At 35.2% G+C, this 23,789-nt stretch carries 19 protein-coding genes; 5 read left to right on the forward strand and 14 right to left on the reverse strand.

Translation table 11 applies throughout. From position 1 onward, the window contains the following. Positions 1-141: 141 nt before the first annotated feature. The gene (locus tag DXU93_RS02195; protein ID WP_123776021.1) at positions 142-504 is read left to right on the forward strand and encodes a hypothetical protein; all 363 of its coding nucleotides are present in this window, start codon (positions 142-144) and stop codon (positions 502-504) included. A 2-nt stretch (positions 505-506) separates the two neighbouring features. Then, complete coding sequence (locus DXU93_RS02200) at positions 507-3,248, forward strand: T9SS type B sorting domain-containing protein (RefSeq protein WP_116879604.1); 2,742 nt, start codon at positions 507-509, stop codon at positions 3,246-3,248. A 188-nt stretch (positions 3,249-3,436) separates the two neighbouring features. Here the strand turns inward: DXU93_RS02200 and DXU93_RS02205 are convergent, their stop codons facing one another. From DXU93_RS02205 to DXU93_RS02270, 13 genes are all read right to left on the reverse strand, one after another. Then, on the reverse strand, positions 3,437-3,826 hold the full coding sequence (locus DXU93_RS02205) for a hypothetical protein (protein WP_116879605.1): 390 nt from the start codon (positions 3,824-3,826) through the stop codon (positions 3,437-3,439). 72 nt (positions 3,827-3,898) lie between these two features. After that, positions 3,899-4,423 carry a hypothetical protein gene (locus DXU93_RS02210; protein WP_116879606.1) on the reverse strand — a complete coding sequence of 175 codons (525 nt, stop codon included), beginning with the start codon at positions 4,421-4,423 and terminating at the stop codon, positions 3,899-3,901. Beyond that, positions 4,420-5,091, reverse strand: a complete 672-nt coding sequence (locus tag DXU93_RS02215; protein WP_116879607.1) for a CvpA family protein — start codon at positions 5,089-5,091, stop codon at positions 4,420-4,422. Before DXU93_RS02215 ends, DXU93_RS02210 begins: the two co-directional genes overlap by 4 nt. Before the next feature lie 113 nt (positions 5,092-5,204). Next, a complete protein-coding gene (locus DXU93_RS02220; RefSeq protein WP_116879608.1) occupies positions 5,205-5,918 on the reverse strand; it encodes a YebC/PmpR family DNA-binding transcriptional regulator in 714 nt (237 codons plus the stop codon). A 651-nt stretch (positions 5,919-6,569) separates the two neighbouring features. Further along, the gene (gene ruvB, locus DXU93_RS02230) at positions 6,570-7,565 is read right to left on the reverse strand and encodes a Holliday junction branch migration DNA helicase RuvB (RefSeq protein WP_116879823.1); all 996 of its coding nucleotides are present in this window, start codon (positions 7,563-7,565) and stop codon (positions 6,570-6,572) included. Between the two features lie 150 nt (positions 7,566-7,715). After that, entirely contained in the window at positions 7,716-9,515 is a 1,800-nt protein-coding gene (locus DXU93_RS02235) for a cytochrome c oxidase subunit I (RefSeq protein WP_116879610.1), read from the reverse strand. A gap of 32 nt (positions 9,516-9,547) precedes the next feature. Further along, positions 9,548-10,792, reverse strand: coding sequence for a cytochrome c oxidase subunit II (locus DXU93_RS02240; protein ID WP_116879611.1), 1,245 nt, complete (start codon positions 10,790-10,792; stop codon positions 9,548-9,550). A gap of 34 nt (positions 10,793-10,826) precedes the next feature. After that, complete coding sequence (locus DXU93_RS02245; RefSeq protein WP_116879612.1) at positions 10,827-12,035, reverse strand: quinol:cytochrome C oxidoreductase; 1,209 nt, start codon at positions 12,033-12,035, stop codon at positions 10,827-10,829. A 34-nt stretch (positions 12,036-12,069) separates the two neighbouring features. Beyond that, positions 12,070-12,825: a c-type cytochrome gene (locus DXU93_RS02250; RefSeq protein ID WP_116879613.1), complete on the reverse strand. Its 756-nt coding sequence runs from the start codon at positions 12,823-12,825 to the stop codon at positions 12,070-12,072. A 3-nt stretch (positions 12,826-12,828) separates the two neighbouring features. Further along, entirely contained in the window at positions 12,829-13,368 is a 540-nt protein-coding gene (locus DXU93_RS02255; RefSeq protein WP_116879614.1) for a DUF3341 domain-containing protein, read from the reverse strand. Positions 13,369-13,371: 3 nt separating this feature from the next. Next, positions 13,372-14,856 (reverse strand): NrfD/PsrC family molybdoenzyme membrane anchor subunit, encoded by a 1,485-nt coding sequence (gene nrfD / locus DXU93_RS02260; RefSeq protein ID WP_116879615.1) that lies wholly within the window; start codon positions 14,854-14,856, stop codon positions 13,372-13,374. A gap of 36 nt (positions 14,857-14,892) precedes the next feature. Next, positions 14,893-18,291, reverse strand: a complete 3,399-nt coding sequence (locus tag DXU93_RS02265) for a TAT-variant-translocated molybdopterin oxidoreductase (protein ID WP_165851323.1) — start codon at positions 18,289-18,291, stop codon at positions 14,893-14,895. A 35-nt stretch (positions 18,292-18,326) separates the two neighbouring features. Further along, positions 18,327-19,622, reverse strand: a complete 1,296-nt coding sequence (locus tag DXU93_RS02270; RefSeq protein WP_165851324.1) for a c-type cytochrome — start codon at positions 19,620-19,622, stop codon at positions 18,327-18,329. 495 nt (positions 19,623-20,117) lie between these two features. Here DXU93_RS02270 and DXU93_RS02275 point away from each other — a divergent pair, with 495 nt between their 5' ends. Beyond that, on the forward strand, positions 20,118-20,585 hold the full coding sequence (locus DXU93_RS02275; RefSeq protein WP_116879618.1) for a GNAT family N-acetyltransferase: 468 nt from the start codon (positions 20,118-20,120) through the stop codon (positions 20,583-20,585). A gap of 39 nt (positions 20,586-20,624) precedes the next feature. Further along, entirely contained in the window at positions 20,625-20,951 is a 327-nt protein-coding gene (locus tag DXU93_RS02280; RefSeq protein ID WP_240623406.1) for a DoxX family protein, read from the forward strand. A 76-nt stretch (positions 20,952-21,027) separates the two neighbouring features. Here the strand turns inward: DXU93_RS02280 and amaB are convergent, their stop codons facing one another. Then, positions 21,028-22,575, reverse strand: a complete 1,548-nt coding sequence (gene amaB / locus DXU93_RS02285) for an L-piperidine-6-carboxylate dehydrogenase (RefSeq protein WP_116879620.1) — start codon at positions 22,573-22,575, stop codon at positions 21,028-21,030. 668 nt (positions 22,576-23,243) lie between these two features. On the opposite strand from amaB, the gene DXU93_RS02295 reads away from it, so the two are divergent. Beyond that, positions 23,244-23,786 carry a hypothetical protein gene (locus DXU93_RS02295; protein WP_116879622.1) on the forward strand — a complete coding sequence of 181 codons (543 nt, stop codon included), beginning with the start codon at positions 23,244-23,246 and terminating at the stop codon, positions 23,784-23,786. The last annotated feature ends 3 nt before the right edge of the window (positions 23,787-23,789 follow it).

The raw sequence follows: 23,789 nt of genomic DNA on the forward strand, positions 1-23,789 counted from the left end.
GTCTATTTTAGGCCTCATTTACTGTTTTTTATACTTATTTTTGTAGATTAGAAGTAAATTTAATATTGCAACCCTGCTTTCTAAGCAAAGTCTTGATGCAACAAAATTGAATTCAAAAACGTCATTAATAAAAACAGACCTATGATAAATAAAATAATACTTTGCTTGTTCTTGTCAGTTTCACTGATTGGTTTTTCTCAAACTAATCACGACGAGCGATTACTTGACCGTTACACTGAAGTAGAATTAAACGAATTACAGAAAAACAATCCTGAAGAGTACGAAATAATTAATCATGCTTTAAAAGTTGGTATTTCTATTGGCGATATTCAAGAAGGAAAGGATTTAAAATTTGATGGAACATTAGATAAAGATCCAAATCTACCGCATACCTACATTAGTTTAGGTTTAAAATTAGAAAATCGTTACCAATATTATAAATTCAAAGGGACAAACAAAATGGTTATTGTACGTCCAAAAGATAAAATCACTTTAATCAAATAGACATGAAGAACTTTTTTTACATACTGATTTTTATTCTGTCGGGGCAATTTACACTTGGACAGTCTATTAATATAACAGACCCCGATTTTCCGCAATCTAATCCATTAACATGTTCTAACTACACAACAGTAGGAAACGCGAACTTCTTTGATGATGGAGGAACAGGCGATTACAGTCCAAACATTAATGAGACCATTACGATTTGTCCAGACCTTCCTAATGGAACACCAAAAATTCAAGCTTCCTTTGGTACAGGAACAGGTCTAACTTGGGATGTTCATGCAAGTGACTTCATCACAGTATATGATGGTCCGAACACCTCCTCACCAGTTATCGGGACATATAACAGTGCGACTGCACCTACAGGCTTTGGAGCAGTAGCTTCTTGGACCAACACTTCTGGATGTTTGACGATTGAATTTATCTCTGATGGATCAAACGAAGGTACTGGTTGGGAAGCTAACATTTCTTGTGCCTCACCTTCACAAGATATGGATTTACATATGGAAGCTTTTGTGAATACTTCAACAACAAACTCAATGTTTCCATTAGATACTGGATATGTCAACATTTGTCAAGGCGATTCTGTTTTACTTGTTGCAAAACCTTTGTTTCCTTATTCATTAGAGAATACAAATTCAGGGTATTCTCAAAACATGAACAATATTGACTTCTTATGGGAGTTTAGTGATGGTCAAGTAGGACCGAATGATGATAGTGTATGGTTTAAACCTCAAAATGACGTTGGAGTTTTCGCCAATTTAACCATTACTGATGAATATCCACATAACGCATCTATACGTTCAAGAATTAGGGTTAGTCCAACACCAGACTTTAGTTCTTCTGGACCTTTAGAAGACACTGTTTGTTTTGGACAACAAGTTGAATTATCGGGTGGTGTAACAACTTCAGATACAGCAGGAGTTTCTCTTCCACTAGGTACATTTGAGTTAGGAGGAAATTTTGCAGGGTTAACTTTCTTACCTGATGGTTCAAATGCAGAATATACTACAGATATCAACATGGCTTCATTTACTCCAGGAGCAGTTGTAACTGCAGCTAGTGACATTCAACAAATGTGTGTAAATATGGAACATAGTTTCCTCGGTGATTTAGAAATGTGGTTAGAATGTCCTAACGGAACAAATGTATTAATTTTCAATTCTTATGCTGCTGGAGGTAATTATCCAGGAGGATTTGGTGGAGGAGGTACTTATCTTGGGGAACCAAATGACTCAGGTACTGGCCCTGGAAATGGATATGAATATTGTTTTTCATCTGTAAACAATACTTGGAGCACGTTTGAAAATGATTACGCTGCAAATACAATTCCAACACCACCTACTGCACCTTCAGCTGGAAACACAGTTGATCCAAACGGAATTTGGGCTCCTGAAGAGTCTTTTGCTGACTTTGTTGGTTGTCCATTAAATGGAGACTGGACATTACACATTAAAGATAATTGGGGTGGTGATGACGGATATATTTTTGAATGGGGAATTTACTTTGACCCAGCGTTATACCCTACAAATGAAACATACCAAACATCTGTTGTTGATGCATTTTGGACACCAGACCCTACAATTGTTACAGATCCTAATAATGATACTTCTATTGTTGTTGAACCTCCAACTCCAGGAGATTATACATACCAATTTAATGTAGTAGATGATTTCGGATGTTCTTATGATACAACTTTAGCGATACATGTTCTAGATACATTAATTGAGATCGAAACTTCATATGATACAATTTTCTGTATGTCTGACAGTGTTCCGGTTTGGGCTAGTGCAACAGGAACAGTTGCGCCATTCACATTTGATTGGTCAAATGGAGAATCTTTAGACTCAGTATTGCTAGACACTGCATACTACGATGTAAATGCCAATGGTCTACACTCATATCCTGTTACAGTTACAGATCAATGTGGATTCAGTGAAGTGGATTCAGCCTTTCTTTTCGTTAATCAAACATTAGGCATAGATACTTTATTACAAAGTCCTGCCGACTGTGGATTAGAAAATGGTTATGTCTCGGGTATGGGAAGTGGATATACCGGAACACCAAAATACCTTTGGAAAGGTCCAGGACTTACTTCACAAGATAGTGTTACCGCAAGTGTTTGGTCAGATAAACCTTCAGGCTGGTATTATTTCTCAATAAAAGATGATGTTTGTATTGTTAATGATAGCATTTTCTTAGAGCAAAATCCACCTCCGGTTGCAGATTTCACACCAACTCCTGCGCAAGGTGCTGCACCATTAGATGTTACTTTTGTAAATAATTCTGACCCTGGTTCTAGTTATGTATGGGACTTTGGTAATGGAGAAGGAATTACAGTGAATGATTTAAGTGATCAGTTTACGACCTATTATGAAGAAGGAACATATACAGTAACACTTGAAATCACAGAAGGAAATTGTTCAGATCAGGCAACGCGAACAGTTACAGTATTTTTCCCAATGACTTATGACTTACCAAATGTATTTACTCCGAATGGTGATGGTCAAAACGACCTATTTACGATTAATGCAGAATATGCAACTAAACTGGAAGTAGTCATCGTAAATCGCTGGGGTAATGTTGTTTATGAGAGTACTGACTTAAACTTTGCTTGGAATGGTCAAATTCAAAACAATGGTGCTGAATGTAATGATGGAACATATTTCTATCAGTTCAAAATCCAAGGAAGTGGATCAGAAGTTATAGAAGAGCAAGGTTTTGTTCAGTTAGTCAGAGATTAATGGTTTAACATTTTGTTTTAGACGGAGAGCAGTATTGTTCTCCGTTTTTTTTTGACATAAAAACCCAAATACTCAACGGTAATTTACTAATCCAATATAGAAGTCAATAATTGCTTTTAGCGCTTTAATTTTGTCTTCAAATTGCAAATGATAACGAGTTAGCACCACAAACTCATTTGAATCGTTTTCTAGTGATATATATGGTTCAAAAAGATTGTCCTTTTCAATTTTTTGCATTCCCGAAGTACATAATAGTTTTTCGAGAAATACCTTTTATATTGTGAAGACTGAACAATGAACGACGCCTTATTGAAAGAGAACAAACGTTTTAAATGGTTTCTCGTTTGTATATTAAAGGCAACCCACTTACAATCACACAACTTCATTCTTACTTCGCCAACATTGGCTTTTCCATACTCGTTTTCAACCTCTATTTCATGATCTTTATATGGAATTTTAAGGACAAATTTGCTCATGAAACCATCATAGGTCATACCAAATACGTTGAAACGACTCTCTTCTTGATAAAGAAGGGCACCATCATAATTCGATAATAATGTTTCGTATTCTTCCTTCATTTTTGTAATGATGTTCATTCAAAGCGGAAAATAAACTTTGATTAGAGACCACCCAAGAAAAGTGACTAAACTTTATCTTTTCTTCTTTCGGTTATTCCATTTAAACTTTCGATTATTCACCAGGATGAACCTAAGATTAATGAATAATGTATTTGTTTCAGTAAAGGTTTTTGAAGGTGTTAATAACATATACCCAACACGAATATGAAATCCAAATAACTTATAGCCAATTACTGGTGAAATACCATATCTTTCTTCTTCGAAATTCGATCTTAATGTAACATCAAACCCATAGGTGAGATCTACTCGACTTGGTTTATGCCAGTATCCAGCATTAAATCCTAAAACATTATTTGGAATATTGTATTCTATTCCTGCATGTAAGGCATGAGTTTTAGGTTTTACTAATTTGATGTCTTTAAATTGAGCCTCCATTCCAATTTCACCAACATAATACTTACCTTTTTGCACCCCAAAATAGGGACCTAATTTTCTCACACTAGGATCAAGCAAAGGTTTTTTCTTTTGTGCATTGAGTGTTGGCACGTTGAAAATCAAAGCAAAACCAAAAAGTAAATACATCAAACATCTCATCATTCTTGATTCATTTTAAGCTTCAATGAATCTATATCCAATGAATCAATATACTTGCTTTTTGCATCTTTTAAATCATCTATGGAGATTCCAAGACTATCAGCATTCTCTCTTAATTCTTGAAGATCATTAAAATTGAAATCATATTCATCTGAAAATTTCTCATTCACACTATTCTTCAACCAAATCGTACTTTCTTCAATTGCAGGAATCGTTGCAGAGGCAACCACTTTAACAGGTGCATATAAAAGAGATTCTTCTTTAACGTCCTTAGGAATAAAGTTTCCTCTTTCATCATAAGTTTCTATCAATATGATAAGGATTGACAAAGTGTACAGCATTTTGATAATTCCCAAAACCAAACCCAATACTTTGTTTACCGGACCAAGTTTTACAGCCTTAAGTAGTCTTTCAATTACCCTTCCTGCAAAATATACCATTGCACCAACTGCTAGAAAGGTTAATGTAAAAGCAACCACAGGTAAATAGCGGCCTTCAATATTAATTTTATCCTTGATTAACTCCGAAGTATAATCTGAAAAGTTAATTCCAGCATAAATCCCTACTAATAGAGCCAGCAAAGTGAATATTTCAATTATTAATCCTTTTCGAAATCCAACCCATGCAGCGTAGAGTAATGGAACAGTAATGACTATATCAACGAAATTCATACTTCAAATTTACAACACTAAACTTTAGCAAAAATCAGCTCACTAAAATGTTGCTAACAATAAGTATTTGATTGGCGTTAAACACTGTAGTTCACCCCTAAAAACAAAGGTTTTTATTCAATATTGGTAAAGACTTGTTGAATATCATCGTCATCTTCGATTTTATCAAGCAACTTTTCTATTTCTTCTAATTGTTCTTCAGATAATTGAATAGGGGAAGTTGGTATTCTGTGCAAGTTAGATTTTGCAACCTCAATCTTCTTCTCCTCTAAAGCATTTTGAAGTGTACCAAAACTAGTGTAATCACCGTATATGGTAATATGTCCTTCATCGTTTTGCTCTATTTCTTCTAAACCTTCGTCAATTAATTCAAACTCCAATTCCTCGATATCCAAACCTTCAGATTCTTCAATTTCAAAAACAGCTTTACGATTAAACATAAATTCAATTGATCCATTAGGTACGACTTGACCTCCAGCCTTATTGAAATATGATTTTACATTCGCAACTGTTCTGGTTGTGTTATCTGTAGCACATTCTACATATACTAAGACACCATGCGGTGCTTTTCCTTCATAATTAACTAACTCATAATTCTCAACATCTTTAGCTGAAGCTCTTTTAATTGCTTTTTCGATGTTGTCCTTAGGTACATTTTGGGCTTTGGCGTTCTGTATTGCAGTTCTCAAAGTAGCATTCATTGCTGGATCGTCTCCACCTTCTTTTGCAGCCATCGTTATTACTTTCAATAACTTTGGAAACAATTTAGACATCTTACCACTTCGCTTTTCCTTAGAAGCTCTTCTTACTTCAAATGCTCTTCCCATAATGTTTATATTTTTCAATTCAAAAGTAACATTTATTGCCCAAAAATGAATTGAAAGCCTTTAATAATTACTCATAATATTGAGAAGAATACTTAATACTCTATCCGAAAAAACGCAGTTGATATATATCGGTCTCAAATCTGACATAGGATCAGAATAAATTTCAAAAAGTGAATTATTGCGTATTTTTGACCATAACCATTTTAGGGTATTTTAACAAGTCTATTTTATAGACATTTAAATCGAGAAAAAAATACGTAAATATCTGAGACATCTATCACTAGGTCGGTAAAAAAGCTAGGCATACACAATAACTAGTAAAACAGGGGGTGTTAGGAGCTTTTCAAATCCACATTTTAACAAAATAACCTCCAATAATCTGCCTAAGATTACGTATATTGTAAACACAAATAAATTTTATCAACCATGATTGAATTAAGTAAAAATATACTCACAAAAGTTAGTTTTGATAAACAATTGTTCCAAAAAGAATTGGAAAAATCTATCAAATGGATCAATAAATCAGAAGATTTACATTCTTTCAGAGAATGGTGTATGATAGAATTTGGGCATTTATATCCCTCAGTATTAAAAAAGGTATTTAATAAAAGATAATCGAAAAGGAGTTTTAAAACTCCTTTTTTTATTTTACTAAAACAAGTCTCCTTGTTGTGAGCTCGGTGTTTTTCCTAAATGTTCATAAGCCTTAGGTGTAACTTTTCTTCCACGTTGTGTTCTAACCAAAAATCCCTCTTGAATCAAAAATGGCTCGTAAACCTCTTCAATAGTACCTGCGTTTTCACCAACTGCAGTGGCAAGGGTTGTAATTCCAACTGGACCACCATTGAATTTCTCAATTAAAGCCGTAAGCAAACGATTATCCATCTCGTCTAATCCATTTTGATCAACATTCAATGCCTTTAAAGCAATATTTGTAATGTCAATTTTAATGGTACCATCTCCTTTAATTTGAGCGAAATCTCTTACTCTTCGCAACAAAGCATTTGCAATACGTGGAGTTCCTCTACTTCTACTTGCTATTTCATAGGCTGCTTCATGAGAGATTGGTATATCTAGTAAATCTGCAGAACGATTAACTATCGAAGTTAAGGTTTTGGCATTGTAATATTGTAATCGAGCATTGATACCGAAACGTGCTCTTAAAGGTGCTGTAAGTAATCCTGAACGCGTTGTTGCGCCAATTAAAGTAAAAGGATTAAGTGCAATTTGTACTGTACGCGCATTTGGACCAGAATCAATCATGATATCGATGACAAAATCCTCCATCGCTGAATAAAGATACTCTTCAATAACTGGAGATAATCTATGGATTTCATCAATAAAAAGTACATCTCCTTCATCAAGATTGGTGAGTAAACCTGCTAAATCTCCTGGCTTGTCCAAAACAGGTCCAGAGGTAACCTTAAAACCAACTCCCAATTCATTAGCAATAATATTAGAAAGTGTTGTTTTACCAAGTCCTGGAGGTCCATGCAACAAGACATGATCCAAAGGTTCATTTCTTTGTTTTGTGGCTTGAACAAAGATTTGAAGATTCTCTACGATTTTCTTTTGTCCAGTAAAATCATCTAAGGTTTTTGGACGTAGTACACGATCAAAATCTGAATCAGAGTTAACGCTTTCCATTTGATAGTCAAAATCTTCTTCCTCCACTTGTTATACTGTTATTAAATTGATGAATACGATTAATTGTACGTAAGTATATTTATACAATATTCAAATATAAGAAAAGCCCAGCACTAAATGTACTGGGCTTTATTAATTTTATTTAGAATACTAGTGCTCTTCCTCACCTGGTTTTAAAGGTACAGTTTGAGGTATGAAGTCATCCTCTGCACCAGGCTTAGAGTAGTCATACGGCCAACGTTCTACAACAGGTAATTCACCTGGCCAGTTACCATGACCTGGCATTGCTGTTGGAGTTGTCCATTCTAATGTATTCGATTTCCATGGATTTAACGGAGCTTTAGGCCCTCTAAAAATACTGTAGAAGAAATTGAAGAAGAAGAACAATTGTCCGAATGCTCCAATAATTGCAAATACAGTTATAATGATATTTAAATCTAGAACCATTTCCCCAGCAGTTGGGTTAAATGTATCAAATACTGAATTATCATAGTATCTTCTTGGTGTTCCACCTAATCCAACGAAGTGCATTGGTAAGAATACCCCATAACCAGATACAATTGTTGTCCAGAAGTGAGCATAACCTAAACGGTTATTCATCATTCTACCATACATTTTCGGGAACCAGTGGTAAACACCAGCAAACATACCGAAGATTGCAGAAAGTCCCATTACTACGTGGAAGTGAGCAACAACAAAGTATGTATCATGAACTTGAATATCCAATGCTGAATCGGCCAAGATAATTCCTGTAACACCACCAGAGATAAATGTAGAAACAAGCCCTACTGCAAATAACATCGCCGGAGTGAAGATGATTGAACCTCTCCAAAGTGTTGTTAAGTAGTTAAATACTTTTACAGCAGAAGGAATTGCAATCAATAGTGTTGTAAATACGAATACACTACCTAAGAATGGATCCATACCAGAAACGAACATGTGGTGAGCCCATACAATAAATGAAAGGAAACCAATAGCCAAAATAGAACCAATCATCGCACGGTAACCAAAGATTGGTTTTCTAGAATTCGTAGAAATAATTTCAGACGAAATACCTAATGCAGGAAGAAGTACAATATATACCTCAGGGTGACCTAAGAACCAGAACAAGTGTTGGTATAAAATTGGTGAACCTCCAACATTATCTAACATTTCACCACCAATAATGATTTCACTAAGGTAGAATGAAGTTCCCATTGTTCTATCCATGAACAATAAAAGTGCTGCTGATAATAAAACTGGGAAAGATAATACCCCAACAATAGCTGTAATTAAGAAAGCCCAAATTGTTAATGGCAATCTTGTCATCTTCATCCCTTTTGTTCTTAAGTTAATTACCGTTGAAATGTAATTCAAAGAACCAATTAAAGAAGATGCAATGAAAATTGTTAAAGATAATAACCACAATGTCATTCCTAAACCTGAACCAGAAACTGCTTGTGGTAAAGCTGATAAAGGAGGGTAAACCGTCCAACCTGACATTGCTGGTCCTGACTCAACGAAAAGAGAAATCAACATTATAATTGAAGAAACGTTGAATAACCAGTACGACATCATATTGATGAATCCAGAGGCCATATCACGTGCTCCAATTTGTAGCGGGATTAATACATTTGAGAAAGTACCACTTAATCCTCCTGTTAATACAAAGAAAACCATAATTGTACCGTGAATGGTAACTAAACCAAGATACATATCCTGATTTAATATTCCATCTGGTGCCCATCGTTCACCTAAAAACATATTTAGAAGGTCTGAAGATTCTCCAGGCCATGCTAATTGAATTCTAAAAAATATAGACAACATCATTCCCACAACTCCCATAAAAATAGCAGTTAGTAAAAATTGTTTACCAATCATTTTATGGTCGTAGCTGAAGATATACTTTGATACAAAGCTCTCTTCGTGGTGATCATGTTCGTGAATTGCTTCTTGAGCTGCAGCTGCCATGTTTAAATATATTTATTTATTGATAATAATAATTAGTTTTCTACTACTCTATTTGAGATTGACTGATAGTATTCAAGCATTTCTGCTTCATCATCTTCAACCCATGGAGTACCATCATAAGTAGATTTTGTTTTTTGCCAAGCTAAGTATTCTTCTGGTTCCAATACTTTCACAGACATCTTCATCTTGTAATGAGAACCTCCACAAATCTTGTTACATAAAAGAGCATATTCAAATTCTGGATCATCCAACTTTTCTTTCATTTCATCTGAAGAATAAATTGGTTGGAATTTGAAGTATGTTGTCATCCCAGGAACAGTGTTCATTTGAGCACGGAAATGTGGGAAATAAGCAGAGTGAATTACGTCTTTAGATCTAAAAGAGAAATTATACTTTTGACCTTTTAAAAGAACTAAACTATCTTCTAAAATAACATCATCATTCGCTAGTTCATCCAAAGAATCATTATACGTTATAGACATCGCCTCTAACATACGAGACATTCTTTCCTTTCTACCTAGTTGATCTTCTAGATCACTTCTATCTTGAGCAGACATTATAATTGAACGGTCATTCAATTTTTCCTCCAACATTTTTACACCTTCTTGTCCTGGAGCTCCAACTTTCATAAGAGATAAAGAACGTTCGATGTTGTCCTTAGTCATAATTCCATAAGGATTCTCAGCTGTTGTAAGTTTATAATCAAATTTACCTAATTCGTTGTTCATTCCAGAATAACGAGCTGTCCAAGCAAACTGATAGGCGAAAATTTCAATATCTTCAAATTCTGCTCCTGCTTTAGAAGTAGTTTCGTTCCATGTTCTAAGACCCAAAATAATAATGATAGAAAGTACAGCTGCAGGAATTACAGTCCATACCATCTCCAACTTATTATTATGAGCATAGTAATATGCTTTTACTCCTTCTTTTCTTGAGTATTTCCAAGCAAAAACAAATAATAAGGTATTTGTTAATAGGAAAACTGAAATTACGATAAACCAGTTCACATTATATAACCAGTCGATTTCCTGACCATGAGCTGATGCAGCAGGTCCAAGGTGAACGTCACCAAACTTTACGATTAAGTATACGAATCCTGCATATAACGCTACCATGAAAACAAGCATCATATTTGCATTGAACTTGTTCTCAACTTTAGGAATATCTTCCTCCTTCAGTTTGTTTCTTTTTCTTGTTAGCTCATTCACACGGATCAATTGCGCTATTGCAAGTACTCCTAGAATGATCACCAATATGATAATTAACTTACTATCCATCTCTCTAAAATTAACTTATTCTAAATTTAAAAAATTATATCTCGTGATGTAAGGACTCGTCCAAGAATGGATGATTTTTACTTACTAGTGGAGATTTCGATAATTTAACCAATATTACTCTAACAAATAATCCTAAGAATAAAACTGCCATTCCGATTTCTAAGAAACCAATACTTGCAGTTGGCCCCATAGAACCACCCATAACCATAATCCATACATCTAACCAGTGTCCAGCTAAAATTACAAGCCCAACAAAAGTAAGTATTCCTGCATGTCTTTTGGCATCTCTTGACATTAAAATCAACATTGGGAATGCAAAATTAATGATAAACATACCGAAGTAAAGTAATTTATAATGCTCAATTCTCATTAAGTAATAAGTTGTTTCTTCAGGAATGTTCGCATACCAAATCAACATGTACTGAGAGAACCATAAGTAAGCCCAAAGGAATGAAGTTGCGAAAACCCATTTTCCAATATCGTGGATGTGACTTTCATTAACTTTTGGTAAATAACCTAATTTCTTTAAGTACAATAGTAAAATGATGATGACTACCATTGCACTTGTCCAAGCACCTGCAAATACATACCATCCAAACAAAGTAGAGAACCAGTGAATATCAATTGACATCAACCAATCCCAAGCACTTGTTGAACTAAATACAGCAAAAAATACAAGGAAAGTAGCTCCTTTACGGTAGTTTTTGAAGTGAATTTCTTCTGCTAATTCAGGACTATTATCTTGTTGGATAGATCTTTTCATAAACCCATTCCACATAATGTAGTAAATCGCTAAATAAGCAAGTGTTCTTACCCAGAAAAATGGTTTGTTCAAATACGCACCTTTTCCAGCAGATAAAGCATCATAATGTGAACCTCCTTCATTCATAACTTCTGGATCCATCCACATATAAATGTGCGCTCCGTTAGTAAAAGTTAATGATAAGAAAGTAACAATTAATAATCCAATTCCTAAAGGCAAGAAACCAGTAACAGCTTCTATAACTCTTTTAACGTAAGCATACCAACCTGATTCAGTAGCATATTGTAATGCTAAGAAGAACATAGCACTAATGGCAATAGAAAAGAAGAAAAAACTATTTGACAATAGGTTTCCTAAGAACTTTTGACCAAGATGACCACTGCCTGAGGCAGCTATTATACCAATACCTGTAAATACGATTCCGACAATCATTAAGATTGTAGTCCATATTTTAGCTTTGTTTGAAACTTGATAATCCATTTTATCTATTAATTTTCTATATTATAAATAACTATTATTGTACAGTATCTTCAACAACTACTGTTGTATCAGTTTCTACTTTTTGAGGAGTTGCAGCACCATAATCTTCAAAACGTAATTTGTTGATATAATGAACTACTGTCCAGATTTCTTTTTTATTCAACAATGGTGCATGCGCTCCCATCATTCCTTTACCATAGTAAATTGAATAGAAAAGCTGACCATCAGGTAAGTCTTTCAAGTTTGAATAATCAGGTACACCTGCATAAGCACCACTTTGTACCATTGAACCTTTTCCATCACCGTCTTCACCATGACAGTGCGCACAATTGATTTCGTAAAGTTCTTTACCATCACTGAAAATAGATTTTTGATTATCTTCAGTTAATTGGATTGGGTTTTTATCTGCAGCTGCTGCATTATATTCAGCATCACCTTCTTCTGTTGTTAATCTCCAACCGTCCTTTTCTTGTAAACCATGAGTTACAGCAGCAAAACTACTTGCTTTTCTGTGGTATGGTAAATACATTTCTAAATCTTCCACTTTACCTTGGTAAGGGATAGTCGCCAATGGAGGATGTTTAGCAGATTGTTTCATTACTGCTTCAGGATTAACTTCTTCCTTCACCCAACCATAATCTACATATGTCTCCACCGCTGGAGAACGATACATATCTGGCATCCATTCTAAACCTGGAGAATCTTTATCAGAAACACAAGAAAAAAGCGTTCCGATTCCAAAGGTAAGGGCAAGTGCCTTAGTTGATATTGCCTTAAAATTCTTTTTCATGACTTATTTAATGTGTTTTTGATCTAATTCTACAATTCCAGTTTCCATCAACATTGCTTCCAGTTCTTTTTCTGAAAATTTGCTGTTTTCACTTAATCTTAATTCCATTACAAAACGATCATCCGTTGTACGTGGATCTGGATTTTCAGCTGGCATTCCAGGAATCGTTTTATTCGCTAATAAATAAGTAATCGACATAAGGTGAGCAGCAAATAAAACTGTTAGCTCAAATCCGATTGGAACAAACGCTAGCATATTCTCTAAGAAAGAGAAGTTAGGCTTACCTCCAATATTCATTGGCCAATCAGTAATCATGATATAACGCACACCGATTAAAGCTAATGCCAATCCAGTAAGTCCGTATAAGAAAGCCATAATTCCTAAGCGCGTTTCTTTCAGTCCAATTATTGGGTCAAGTCCATGAATTGGAAATGGTGAGAAAACATCTGTTACTTTAACTCCTTTTGCAACTAACTTCTTTGCGCCATCTTTAAGCACATCATCGTCGTTATACATTGCATAAAAAACTACGTTTGATCCCATGACTTATTTATTATCGTTATTTAATTCAACATCTGATCCATCTGAGTCTGAATTGTTAGATGGCTTCATTTTAACATCAGCTAAATGTTGTTCTTCAATTGAGAATGCAGGTGTTTTAGCATCTCCATCTTTGAACGACTGTCCTGATGATTTCAAAATAGTTTTCACCTCATTCAATGCAAGAACTGGGAAGTATCTTGTAAACAATAAGAAGAATACAAAGAACAATCCGATTGTACCAACAAACACACCGATATCAATGTGAGATGGATAGAACATACTCCAAGAAGATGGTAAGTAATCTCTGTGAAGTGTAGTTCCGATAATTACGAAACGCTCAAACCACATCCCGATATTTACAACAATCGCAATTAAGAATGTAAATGTTAAACTCGTTCTTAATTTTTTGAACCACATCAACTGTGGAGAAACAACGTTACAAGTCATCATTGACCAATATGCCCACCAGTAAGGACCAGTTGCTCTGTTAATGAATGCGTATGCTTCATATTCAACACCTGAATACCATGATACGAATAACTCTGTTAAGTATGCAACACCTACAATAGATCCTGTTGCCATAATAACGATGTTCATATATTCAATATGCTTAGTGTGAATGTATGCTTCTAAGTTGTATGCTTTTCTCATCACAAGCATTAATGTTTGTACCATCGCAAAACCTGAGAATACCGCACCTGCCACGAAATATGGTGGGAAGATAGTGGTATGCCAACCTGGTATTACAGAAGTGGCAAAGTCAAATGATACAATAGAGTGTACAGAGAATACAAGTGGAGTAGCCAAACCTGCAAGTACTAATGAAACCATTTCGAAACGACTCCATTGTTTTGCTCTACCTGACCAACCAAAAGATAATAAGGAATATATCTTTTTAGCGACTGGCTTTTTAGCACGATCTCTAATTGTTGCGAAATCAGGAATCAAACCAATATACCAGAATACTAATGAAACTGAAAGGTAAGTTGAGATCGCAAATACATCCCAAAGAAGTGGTGAATTAAAGTTTGGCCATAATGAACCAAATTGATTTGGTAATGGCATTACCCAGTAAGCTACCCAAATACGTCCCATGTGAATTAACGGGAACATACCTGCCATGAATACTGCGAAAATTGTCATCGCCTCAGCAGAACGGTTAATGGCCATTCTCCATTTCTGACGGAATAATAAAAGTACTGCAGAAATCAATGTTCCTGCGTGACCAATACCAACCCACCAAACGAAGTTAGTAATATCCCATGCCCAGTTGATGGTTTTGTTCAATCCCCAAGTACCAATACCTGTACCTAATAGATAAAGGATACATCCTACACCATACAAACCAATAATGGCAGCGATAGCGAAAAGAACGTACCATGTTTTCGGTGCTTTTCCTTCGATTGGTTTACAAACATCTTCAGTTACTTCATGAAAGGTTTTGTGACCAATCACCAAAGGTTCTCTAATTGTTGCTTCCTTATGCATTACAATATATTTATTGTTTTAATACTAATAATTCAATTAATGACTTGCTTCTTCGTGTTCAGCATGACCGTGACTACCTGAATGTTCGTTGGCCAATTGAATATCTGAAAGAAGTTCATTCTCCTCGTTACGTACTTTAACTTTATACCACATGTTTGGTTTTAAACCAATTTCTTCAAGGGCTTGGTAAGAACGTTTATGATCAGCTGATTTTCTAATCTTAGAGTTTGGATCATTCCAGTCCCCAACGATAATTGCATTGGCTGGACATGCATCACCACACGCTGTAGTTACATCTCCATCTTGTACTGGACGTTGATCTTTCTTCGCGTTTAGTTTTCCTTCTTGAATTCGTTGAACACAGAAAGAACATTTCTCCATAACACCACGCGTTCTTACAGTAACATCTGGATTTAATACCATACGTCCTAAGTCGTCTTGTGCTGGGTTAACTTCACCAAACTTCTTATAAGATGGATAATTAAACCAGTTAAATCTTCTTACTTTATAAGGACAGTTGTTCGCACAGTAACGTGTACCGATACAACGGTTATATGTCATTTGGTTTAATCCTTCGTTTGAGTGCGTTGTCGCAGAAACTGGACATACTGTTTCACAAGGTGCGTGATTACAGTGGTGACACATCATTGGTTGGTGAACAACTTTTGGATTCATTGAAGCAATCTCTGCATCGCTATAATCAAAGTCATCTTTGTCTTTACGTTGACCAACCGTAGCTTCTTCATCAGAAGAATAGTAACGGTCAATTCTCAACCAGTGCATTTCACGACCTCTTCTTACTTCGTCTTTACCAACAACTGGTACGTTGTTTTCAGACTGACAAGCAACTAGACAAGAACCACAACCGAAACAAGCGTTAAGGTCAATAGTCATTCCCCAACGGTGACCTACATTCTCTACTGGATGTGCATCCCATAAATCGAATTCAGCGATTGGTGCCTCAACGTGGTGACCATGCTCATCGATTTTTTGTAATGTCCAATCAGGATTATAAGCTTCCTTAGAATGGTTTTTGTAAATATCTAGTGTTGTTTCTCTAACAATAGAATTTCTCGCCATCACAGTTCTGTGAATTTGAGTTGTTGCTATAGGGTAATTTGTATTTTTATTTTCGATTGATGCAACTGCAGTATACTCCATCGTATCATTTGCAGTTTGAATCATTCTAAATGCGTTTTTACCAATTGGTTTAGGGTTTCCATTTTCATCAGTGTATAACCCACCGTATTCTTTTGTTTGGAATGCAGCTTTACCAATGTTTGCTCCACCTTCACCACGACCATATCCTAATGCTACACCAACAGTTCCAGGAGCTTGTCCAGGAGATGGGTAAACAGGGAGTTCGTAAGTTACATTACCAACAGTAATTGAAGCTAATGTACAACCGTTTTCTTGATCAATTATCGTATTGTAACCTTTATCCCTCATAATAGAAGGATTCATTGTAATATAATTATCCCAAGTAACTTTTGTAATTGGATCTGGCGTTTCTTGTAACCATGGATTTGCAGCTTGTTGACCTAATCCAATTGCAGCTTTTTGATAGAATACTACTTCTAATTCACCTGCTTTAGGTAATTGTTTTGCCACAGTTGACAATGCACTTCCATTGAAACTTGGCTTGCTTGGTGCAGCCATTTTCTTAGAGTATACAGAATTGTGAATAGACGTATTCCAGAATGTCTCGAAATTAGAACTGTCTCCTAATCCGTTATTCTTCCAATTCTCTTTAATAAAGTTAAAGAAAACTTTACTGTCTTTTCCTTCACGTTCTGCTTTTTCAGACCAAACAAGGAAAGATTCTTGTGCACTTACAGTATCGTACAATGGACGAATTGTTGGTTGTGCAATAGAAAATTCATTTGCTTTTGGTGAGAAGTCATTCCATGACTCTAATGCGTGATGATCTGGAACAACAAACTTACATACAGAAGCTGTTTCGTCCATTACGCTAGATAATGATACTGACAAGTTTATTTTCTTTAATGCTTCTGCGAATTCAGCACCGTTTGGAGCAGAATATACAGGGTTAACACCGTAGAAGAATACTGCATCTGGTCCTTTGTTTGATAGTACATCAGCAACAAGCTTCATCATTTTATCATCTTCAGATGCAAACATCTGAACTGGGTTATTCAAGTTAACTGTTGAAGAATAAGCATCAATTAAATGATTTACTTTATTAACCAAAACTTGAATAGCAACGTTATTTGATCCAGAAACAACTAAACCGTTTCCTTTCTTTAAATCCTTTGCAATTTTCTTTACATTCTCAGCTCCAACAGTTGATGGAATAGCGCTTGAAACACCATTTGTGCTTCCTCCTAATTCCTTAACCAATGCAGCAAGTAATCCTGCTTCCTCTGATGGCTTGATCATCAAACGCACATCTGCGTTAGAACCAGTGATAGACATATTAGACTCAATCTGGTAGTGCTTGTTCATCCACTCACCATCAGGGTTACGTCTTTGTCCGTATTGTCCAGAGTACTGAGTTGACAACAACCAAGTTGACAAGAAGTCAGCTCCGAAACTTACAATTGTTTTTGCTTTTGAAAAATCATAATCAGGAATAACTGCCTTACCGAAAGAAAGTTCATTCGCTTTTCTGATTCCAGCATACGAAACAGCATCATATTGGATATGTTCGAATTTCGCACCTGTTGGAGTTCCTCCAGCTACTGCTGCAGCAACATTATTATCATCTCCATTGAAGACATCTTTTACTTTGTCAACAACTTTATCAATCACACCATCCTCTTCAGTTGAAACAACTGGAGCTGCTTTAGGCGCTACACGACCAGTAATCGATCTTTCAAATTCTTCAATTACTTTATAAGATGAAGGAGAAGCTAAAGTATTGGATACAAGTGTTACTTTTCCTCCTTTACTTTTAATCTTATTGATTTCAGCAATGATTTCACTATCTGCATCTAGAGTCGAAATTCCTTGTCCATCTTTAAATGCATATTGCAATCTAGCCTCATTGTATAATGACAATACAGATGCAATAATTTGTGGTGTAACATTACCATTTGTAAATCCAAAGTCTTTGTTCCCTTTAATATAAATAGGACGACCTTCTCTTGTTTTTACAAGAATGTTAGCATAAGAATTTCCATCGTAATAAGTAGAAGCATACCATGTCGCTTCACCAGGAGTAACATCTACTGGTTTATTAACATAAGGAATAGCTTTCGTTACAGGAGCCTCACACGCAGCAATTGTAGCTGCAGCAACACTAAATCCTAAGAATTTCAAGAAATCTCTTCTTGGTGTTGATGACTCGCTTAGCTTTTCATCAGCTAAAAACTCATCTACACTTACCTCTTGACTAAACTCTTGATCTCTGTTTTTAATAAACTCTGGAGTTTGATTTAACTCCTCAAGACCTTTCCAATATTTTTTGCTCATTGCCATATCTTATTTAGCTATCAACTTTCTATTAATTAGTAGTGACACTTAGCACATTCCCATCCGCCAAGTTCGCTCACTGTTACTTTGCCATCCTCAAGGTATTCCTCGTATAATGACTCGTCGTTCTCAAGTAGTCTTTTATGAATTTCGTCATAATAACCTCCTTTTCCTTCTAAACTACCTGTTGACACTTCTTTCTCACTGTGACATTCAATACACCATCCCATTGTCAATGTTGGTTTAGTTAATTGAATATTACCTTCGATTTCATTTAATTCTTCAACTGGAACTACACGTGGCAAAGCATTTTGCTTTGTCATGTCTCCGTGACATTGCTTACAATCGATTCCTCCGATTTCAACGTGTTGTGAGTGATTAAAGTAAACATGGTCTGGTAAGTTATGTACTTTATTCCAAACAATATTTTCTGTTTCACCACTATACTTCCCTCCACCTTCTGGAGAATATCCAGCTGATGCGTAAATTTTCTTGATTTTCTCTACTTGATCACCTTCTCCCTGAACCTGTTTGTGACAGTTCATACAAACATTGGTTGTTGGAATACCAGCTGTTTTAGATTTATTCGCTGAATTGTGACAGTATTTACAGTCAATTCCATTAATACCAGCGTGGACATCATGTGGAAACGCAATTGGTTGACTTGGTTGGTAAGCAGTCACAACACCAATTTGGTATAGACCTAAGAACAACCAAACTACTCCAGCCATAACGACAACTAACACTCCCATTCCTACATACTTTCTGTTCTTAAAGATCCAAGCTTTAGAACCTACTTTAATGTAAGAATCATTATCCTCGTCCATCTCTTGAAGTTGACGCTTAGTCCCTCCAAGTGAAATTATCAATACTAAGAAAACAGCTCCTAATACATACCAAACCCATCCAAGACTTTCTTCTTCTACTGGAGTTGAAGTACCACTATTACCTCCAGTATCTCCTGGAGTTACTGCTTCTTCTTTAGGTTGTGCATCAACGTAATCAAAAACAGCTTCGATTTGCTCGTCTGTTAAGTCTGCAAAAGTCGTCATTGAAGAAGCCGCCCAACTAGACACTTCCTTCGCATAAGGATCAGTTGCTGCTGCTACTTGCCAGTTTCTCACCCATTGGTGAAGCGAACCTTCCATTGCACCGCCTTCTTCCCATTTTTGACGAACCTCGAATAACTTTGGCCCTGTCATATCCTTGTGAGGTTGGTGACACGTGGCACATTTTGAATTAAATATTGACTCGCCTTCTTGCGCTCCTGACGTAAAAGTAGTCAACATAATAAGCGTTAAAACCAACGCAAACAATCCTTTATTTCCCATATTAAACATCTGATTCTTAGATATTTTGATTTATAATTTCACAAACTTACATGAAAATTCGTAATACATATCGGTAGCAAAATTAGCAGAATATCCCTAGTCTATGACAGTTTCATGACATAATTGACGCTTTTGAAATTAATTTAGAACGATTTTAAATAAGACGAAAGTTGAAATTATCCTTAGGATTTTAGTGCCTTCAAGGGATAAAATCGCTCATCTACTTTAAAATCAATTCATAAAGTTTGTTAACACAGCTGTAAATTTCAAGAATCAGATATATTTAAACACCAAACAACGTTAAAGCTAATAAATGTGGATATCTTTTTAAAGGAGTTTTTTGATGAAAAACGGGGCTTTGGGAATATCACAATAAGACTTATCAACAATTGAGATAATAAACTGTAATATTCGAACGTGTACTACAAAACCATTATGACAAAAAATTAATCCATTTATTTCATTAGCTTTATAAAACATAAACTTTTCTATAAAATGACAGATATAAAACTGAGACTAGCCACTTTAGATGATCTTGATGCGCTTGAGGAATTTGAGCAAGGAGTTATTCAATATGAACGCCCTTTTGCACCACAATTAAAACCTGATCCAATACATTATTATGCCATTGAAGATTTAATTAAAAATGATGACGCCTGTTTTATTGTTGCAGAGAAAGAAGGTAAATTAATTGCTTCTGGATATGCACTCATTCAAGAGTCTTCTCCCAACAAAAAATATAGAAATCATGTTTACCTTGGCTTCATGTATGTTGTTCCGGAACACAGAGGAAAGGGAATTAACGCGATGGTAATTAATTACCTTGTTGACTGGGCAAGAGTACATGAAATATCAGAAGTTGTTTTGGAAGTTTACGATGCAAATGAAAGTGCTAAAAGGGCCTACAAAAAAATCGGATTCGAACCTGGCTTACTTAAAATGAGGTTAAATACGAATATATAACATACAATACTTATGTCTTTAAACAATTCACTCTATATTATGTCAGCATTATACTGTATTGCAGGAATCCTACATTTTGTAAAACCTAAACCATATATTAAGATTGTTCCACGCTATATTCCCTATCCAAAACTTATGGTTTACATTTCCGGATTATTTGAATTGATTTTTGGAATAGGCTTACTTTTTGAAGTTACACAATCATTTTCAGCAGTAGGGCTCATTTTATTATTGATCGCAGTTTTTCCGGCAAACATTTATATGGCCAAAAGAATGCACGAAAAGAAAAGTAAAAATAGATGGATTGCTTTTATCCGACTTCCATTGCAGTTTTTACTTATTTATTGGGCATACCTATTTGTTTAAAGGAAAAAAACGGCATATCTAAACATAAAAAAACCCACACAAATTAATGCGTGGGCTATCAATTATTCTAATTCGATTATAAATCAAACTTAATACCTTGTGCCAATGGCAACTCAGTCGTATAATTAATTGTATTTGTTTGTCTTCTCATGTAAACTTTCCAAGCGTCTGATCCAGACTCACGTCCTCCACCAGTTTCTTTTTCACCACCGAAAGCACCTCCGATTTCAGCACCAGAAGTTCCAATGTTTACGTTGGCAATACCACAATCAGAACCTTGTGCAGATAAGAATTGCTCCGCTTCACGCAAATTCGTTGTCATGATTGCTGAAGATAATCCTTGAGCAACACCGTTTTGTAATTCGATAGCATTTGTTACATCACCAGAATACTTCATCACATAAAGAATAGGTGCGAAAGTTTCATTCTGAACAATATCATAATGATTTTCTACTTCGATGATTGCAGGTTTAACATAACAACCAGACTCATACCCTTCTCCTTCAAGTACACCTCCTTCAACAAGTACTTTACCACCTTCTTTCTTAGCTGATTCGATAGCGTTTAAGTAATTGTTTACAGAATCTTTGTCGATAAGCGGTCCAACATGATTGTTTTCATCCAAAGGATTACCAATTTTAATTTGACCATAAGCATCAACAATAGTATTCATTACTTTATCATAAATACTGTCATGAATAATCAAACGACGAGTAGATGTACAACGTTGTCCGGCAGTACCAACTGCACCAAATACAGCTCCTGGAACTACAATTTTCAAGTCAGCATCTGGAGTAATGATCATTGCATTGTTTCCACCCAATTCCAATAGTGATTTTCCTAATCGTTTGGCTACCGCTTCATTTACAGATTTACCCATACGTGTTGAACCTGTAGCAGAAACCAAGGCCATTTTTGGATCTTCAGCCAATGCTTTACCGATTTCAGCACCACCAATAACCATTGTTGAAACTCCTTCTGGAACATCATTTTTGGCAAAAACTTCTTGTGCGATGTTTTGACAAGCGATAGAAGTTAAAGGTGTTTTCTCTGATGGTTTCCAAACACAAGCATCACCACAAACCCATGCCAATGCAGTATTCCAACTCCATACAGCAACTGGGAAATTGAAAGCAGAAATAATTCCTACAACTCCTAGTGGATGATATTGTTCATACATTCTGTGACCTGGACGCTCAGAAGCAATTGTTAAACCATAAAGTTGACGAGAAAGACCTACTGCAAAGTCACAGATGTCAATCATCTCTTGAACTTCTCCTAATCCTTCTTGATAAGATTTACCCATTTCATAAGAAACGAGTGCTCCTAGTGGTTCTTTATATTCTCTTAAAGCATTTCCTAATTGACGAACAACTTCTCCACGCGCTGGTGCAGTCCATTGTCTCCATTCATGAAATCCTTTTGTAGCAACTTCTACTGCTTTGTTATAATCTTCAACTGAAGCTAACTTTACTTGTCCTATTTTTGAACCATCTACTGGTGTGAATGAGTCTATAACTTCGCCTTGAGTATCGATCCAGTTTTTACCTGTCGATGCTCCTTTATTGACCTCGCTATTTACCCCTAATTGGTTAAGTACTTTTTTGATATCAATTCCTGACATTATTCATTTTTTTTGATTCACACAAATGTAATAAGTTCTTTTGATAAAAGAAAGGAATTAGATAAGTGCTCTATTTTCAGTTTTTCCTGAAACTTAACAACTCAATTTCATTGTAGTTCAACACTAATATAATTGAAAAAAAGAAGCAAGAAGATTCGCAATTAAAATTGTATTTATAGAGTAGTCGTGTGTGTAATGGAACTCTTTTTTATCCATTTTAAAAGTAATAACATGCAAAATAAATGGAACCAATAAAGTCAATCGAAAGACATTTAATCCTGGTAAATTTAAAAGTTGAATTGCAATTAGGATTAAGGTAAAAACACTTATGGTAAAACTTATTAATTTCTTAACCAAAACACATCTAATTGCGTAAGCTAAGCTTGCAAGGACAAAAACATGTAACCCAATACTTGTCAACATTGAGTTTTGAAAAAGCGACAAAACAAAGCCCAAAATTAAGGCTCCATATATCAAGTTATACACGAAGCCTTGTGCTCTTCTCTTATAAAAAAAACTTACACAAACTCCAGCTAGCATTGTAAAAACAGATATCCACATATCTAAACAAAGTAAGCGTAAATAGTTGATTTTCTGAATCAATAAAGACCTAATTTCTCGTATTGATGAATAAATAAGAAATGAAAATACAATAAATTATAAATCCTATGAATTTTCCGAAAGAATGTTTAGATTTAAAGAAAACACACACAATGCTAATAAAAACCGCATCATTTTTCTTTACAATTATTTTACTAATTAGTTGTGCCAACACTAAAACTACAAATATTCCAACACCTGAGGAACAAAGTACTATTGGAACTAGTAATCCACTTGAAATAACTGTAATTGATTTTGAAATGATTGAGCGAAAAAATAAAGATTTTAAAGTATCCTTTCAAAAAGCATCTACTATTAAGGGGCAGTTAAAAGAAAGTAAGATTGTTTATCCATCCAATAAAATAGGAAAATTCATTGTTCAACTGCTAGATGGAGAAGGCGAAATCATTGAAGAGCTGGTGATAAAAGAGCCATATCAGCAAATCATTGAAGAGAAAGAAGCACAAATAAATGAAGAACTCATCAATGATCAAATTAGAAGAAATAAATTTTCGGTTCAATACAATAGAAACTTAGGAGTTCAATCAATTAAAATCTTAAAAATGATAGACAATCAAGCAGTAGAACTTTATCATCACAAAACCCCATAAACA

This window comes from Brumimicrobium aurantiacum, assembly GCF_003402975.1.
Taxonomy (GTDB): domain Bacteria; phylum Bacteroidota; class Bacteroidia; order Flavobacteriales_D; family Crocinitomicaceae; genus Brumimicrobium; species Brumimicrobium aurantiacum.

What these genes read in the sequence shown, in the direction of transcription:
- DXU93_RS02195 (WP_123776021.1), top strand. Translation starts at nt 142, where the DNA reads ATGATAAATAAAATAATACTTTGCTTGTTCTTGTCAGTTTCACTGATT.
- DXU93_RS02200 (WP_116879604.1), top strand. Translation starts at nt 507, where the DNA reads ATGAAGAACTTTTTTTACATACTGATTTTTATTCTGTCGGGGCAATTT.
- DXU93_RS02205 (WP_116879605.1), bottom strand. Translation starts at nt 3,826, where the DNA reads ATGAAGGAAGAATACGAAACATTATTATCGAATTATGATGGTGCCCTT.
- DXU93_RS02210 (WP_116879606.1), bottom strand. Translation starts at nt 4,423, where the DNA reads ATGATGAGATGTTTGATGTATTTACTTTTTGGTTTTGCTTTGATTTTC.
- DXU93_RS02215 (WP_116879607.1), bottom strand. Translation starts at nt 5,091, where the DNA reads ATGAATTTCGTTGATATAGTCATTACTGTTCCATTACTCTACGCTGCA.
- DXU93_RS02220 (WP_116879608.1), bottom strand. Translation starts at nt 5,918, where the DNA reads ATGGGAAGAGCATTTGAAGTAAGAAGAGCTTCTAAGGAAAAGCGAAGT.
- ruvB (WP_116879823.1), bottom strand. Translation starts at nt 7,565, where the DNA reads ATGGAAAGCGTTAACTCTGATTCAGATTTTGATCGTGTACTACGTCCA.
- DXU93_RS02235 (WP_116879610.1), bottom strand. Translation starts at nt 9,515, where the DNA reads ATGGCAGCTGCAGCTCAAGAAGCAATTCACGAACATGATCACCACGAA.
- DXU93_RS02240 (WP_116879611.1), bottom strand. Translation starts at nt 10,792, where the DNA reads ATGGATAGTAAGTTAATTATCATATTGGTGATCATTCTAGGAGTACTT.
- DXU93_RS02245 (WP_116879612.1), bottom strand. Translation starts at nt 12,035, where the DNA reads ATGGATTATCAAGTTTCAAACAAAGCTAAAATATGGACTACAATCTTA.
- DXU93_RS02250 (WP_116879613.1), bottom strand. Translation starts at nt 12,825, where the DNA reads ATGAAAAAGAATTTTAAGGCAATATCAACTAAGGCACTTGCCCTTACC.
- DXU93_RS02255 (WP_116879614.1), bottom strand. Translation starts at nt 13,368, where the DNA reads ATGGGATCAAACGTAGTTTTTTATGCAATGTATAACGACGATGATGTG.
- nrfD (WP_116879615.1), bottom strand. Translation starts at nt 14,856, where the DNA reads ATGCATAAGGAAGCAACAATTAGAGAACCTTTGGTGATTGGTCACAAA.
- DXU93_RS02265 (WP_165851323.1), bottom strand. Translation starts at nt 18,291, where the DNA reads ATGAGCAAAAAATATTGGAAAGGTCTTGAGGAGTTAAATCAAACTCCA.
- DXU93_RS02270 (WP_165851324.1), bottom strand. Translation starts at nt 19,622, where the DNA reads ATGGGAAATAAAGGATTGTTTGCGTTGGTTTTAACGCTTATTATGTTG.
- DXU93_RS02275 (WP_116879618.1), top strand. Translation starts at nt 20,118, where the DNA reads ATGACAGATATAAAACTGAGACTAGCCACTTTAGATGATCTTGATGCG.
- DXU93_RS02280 (WP_240623406.1), top strand. Translation starts at nt 20,625, where the DNA reads ATGTCAGCATTATACTGTATTGCAGGAATCCTACATTTTGTAAAACCT.
- amaB (WP_116879620.1), bottom strand. Translation starts at nt 22,575, where the DNA reads ATGTCAGGAATTGATATCAAAAAAGTACTTAACCAATTAGGGGTAAAT.
- DXU93_RS02295 (WP_116879622.1), top strand. Translation starts at nt 23,244, where the DNA reads ATGAATTTTCCGAAAGAATGTTTAGATTTAAAGAAAACACACACAATG.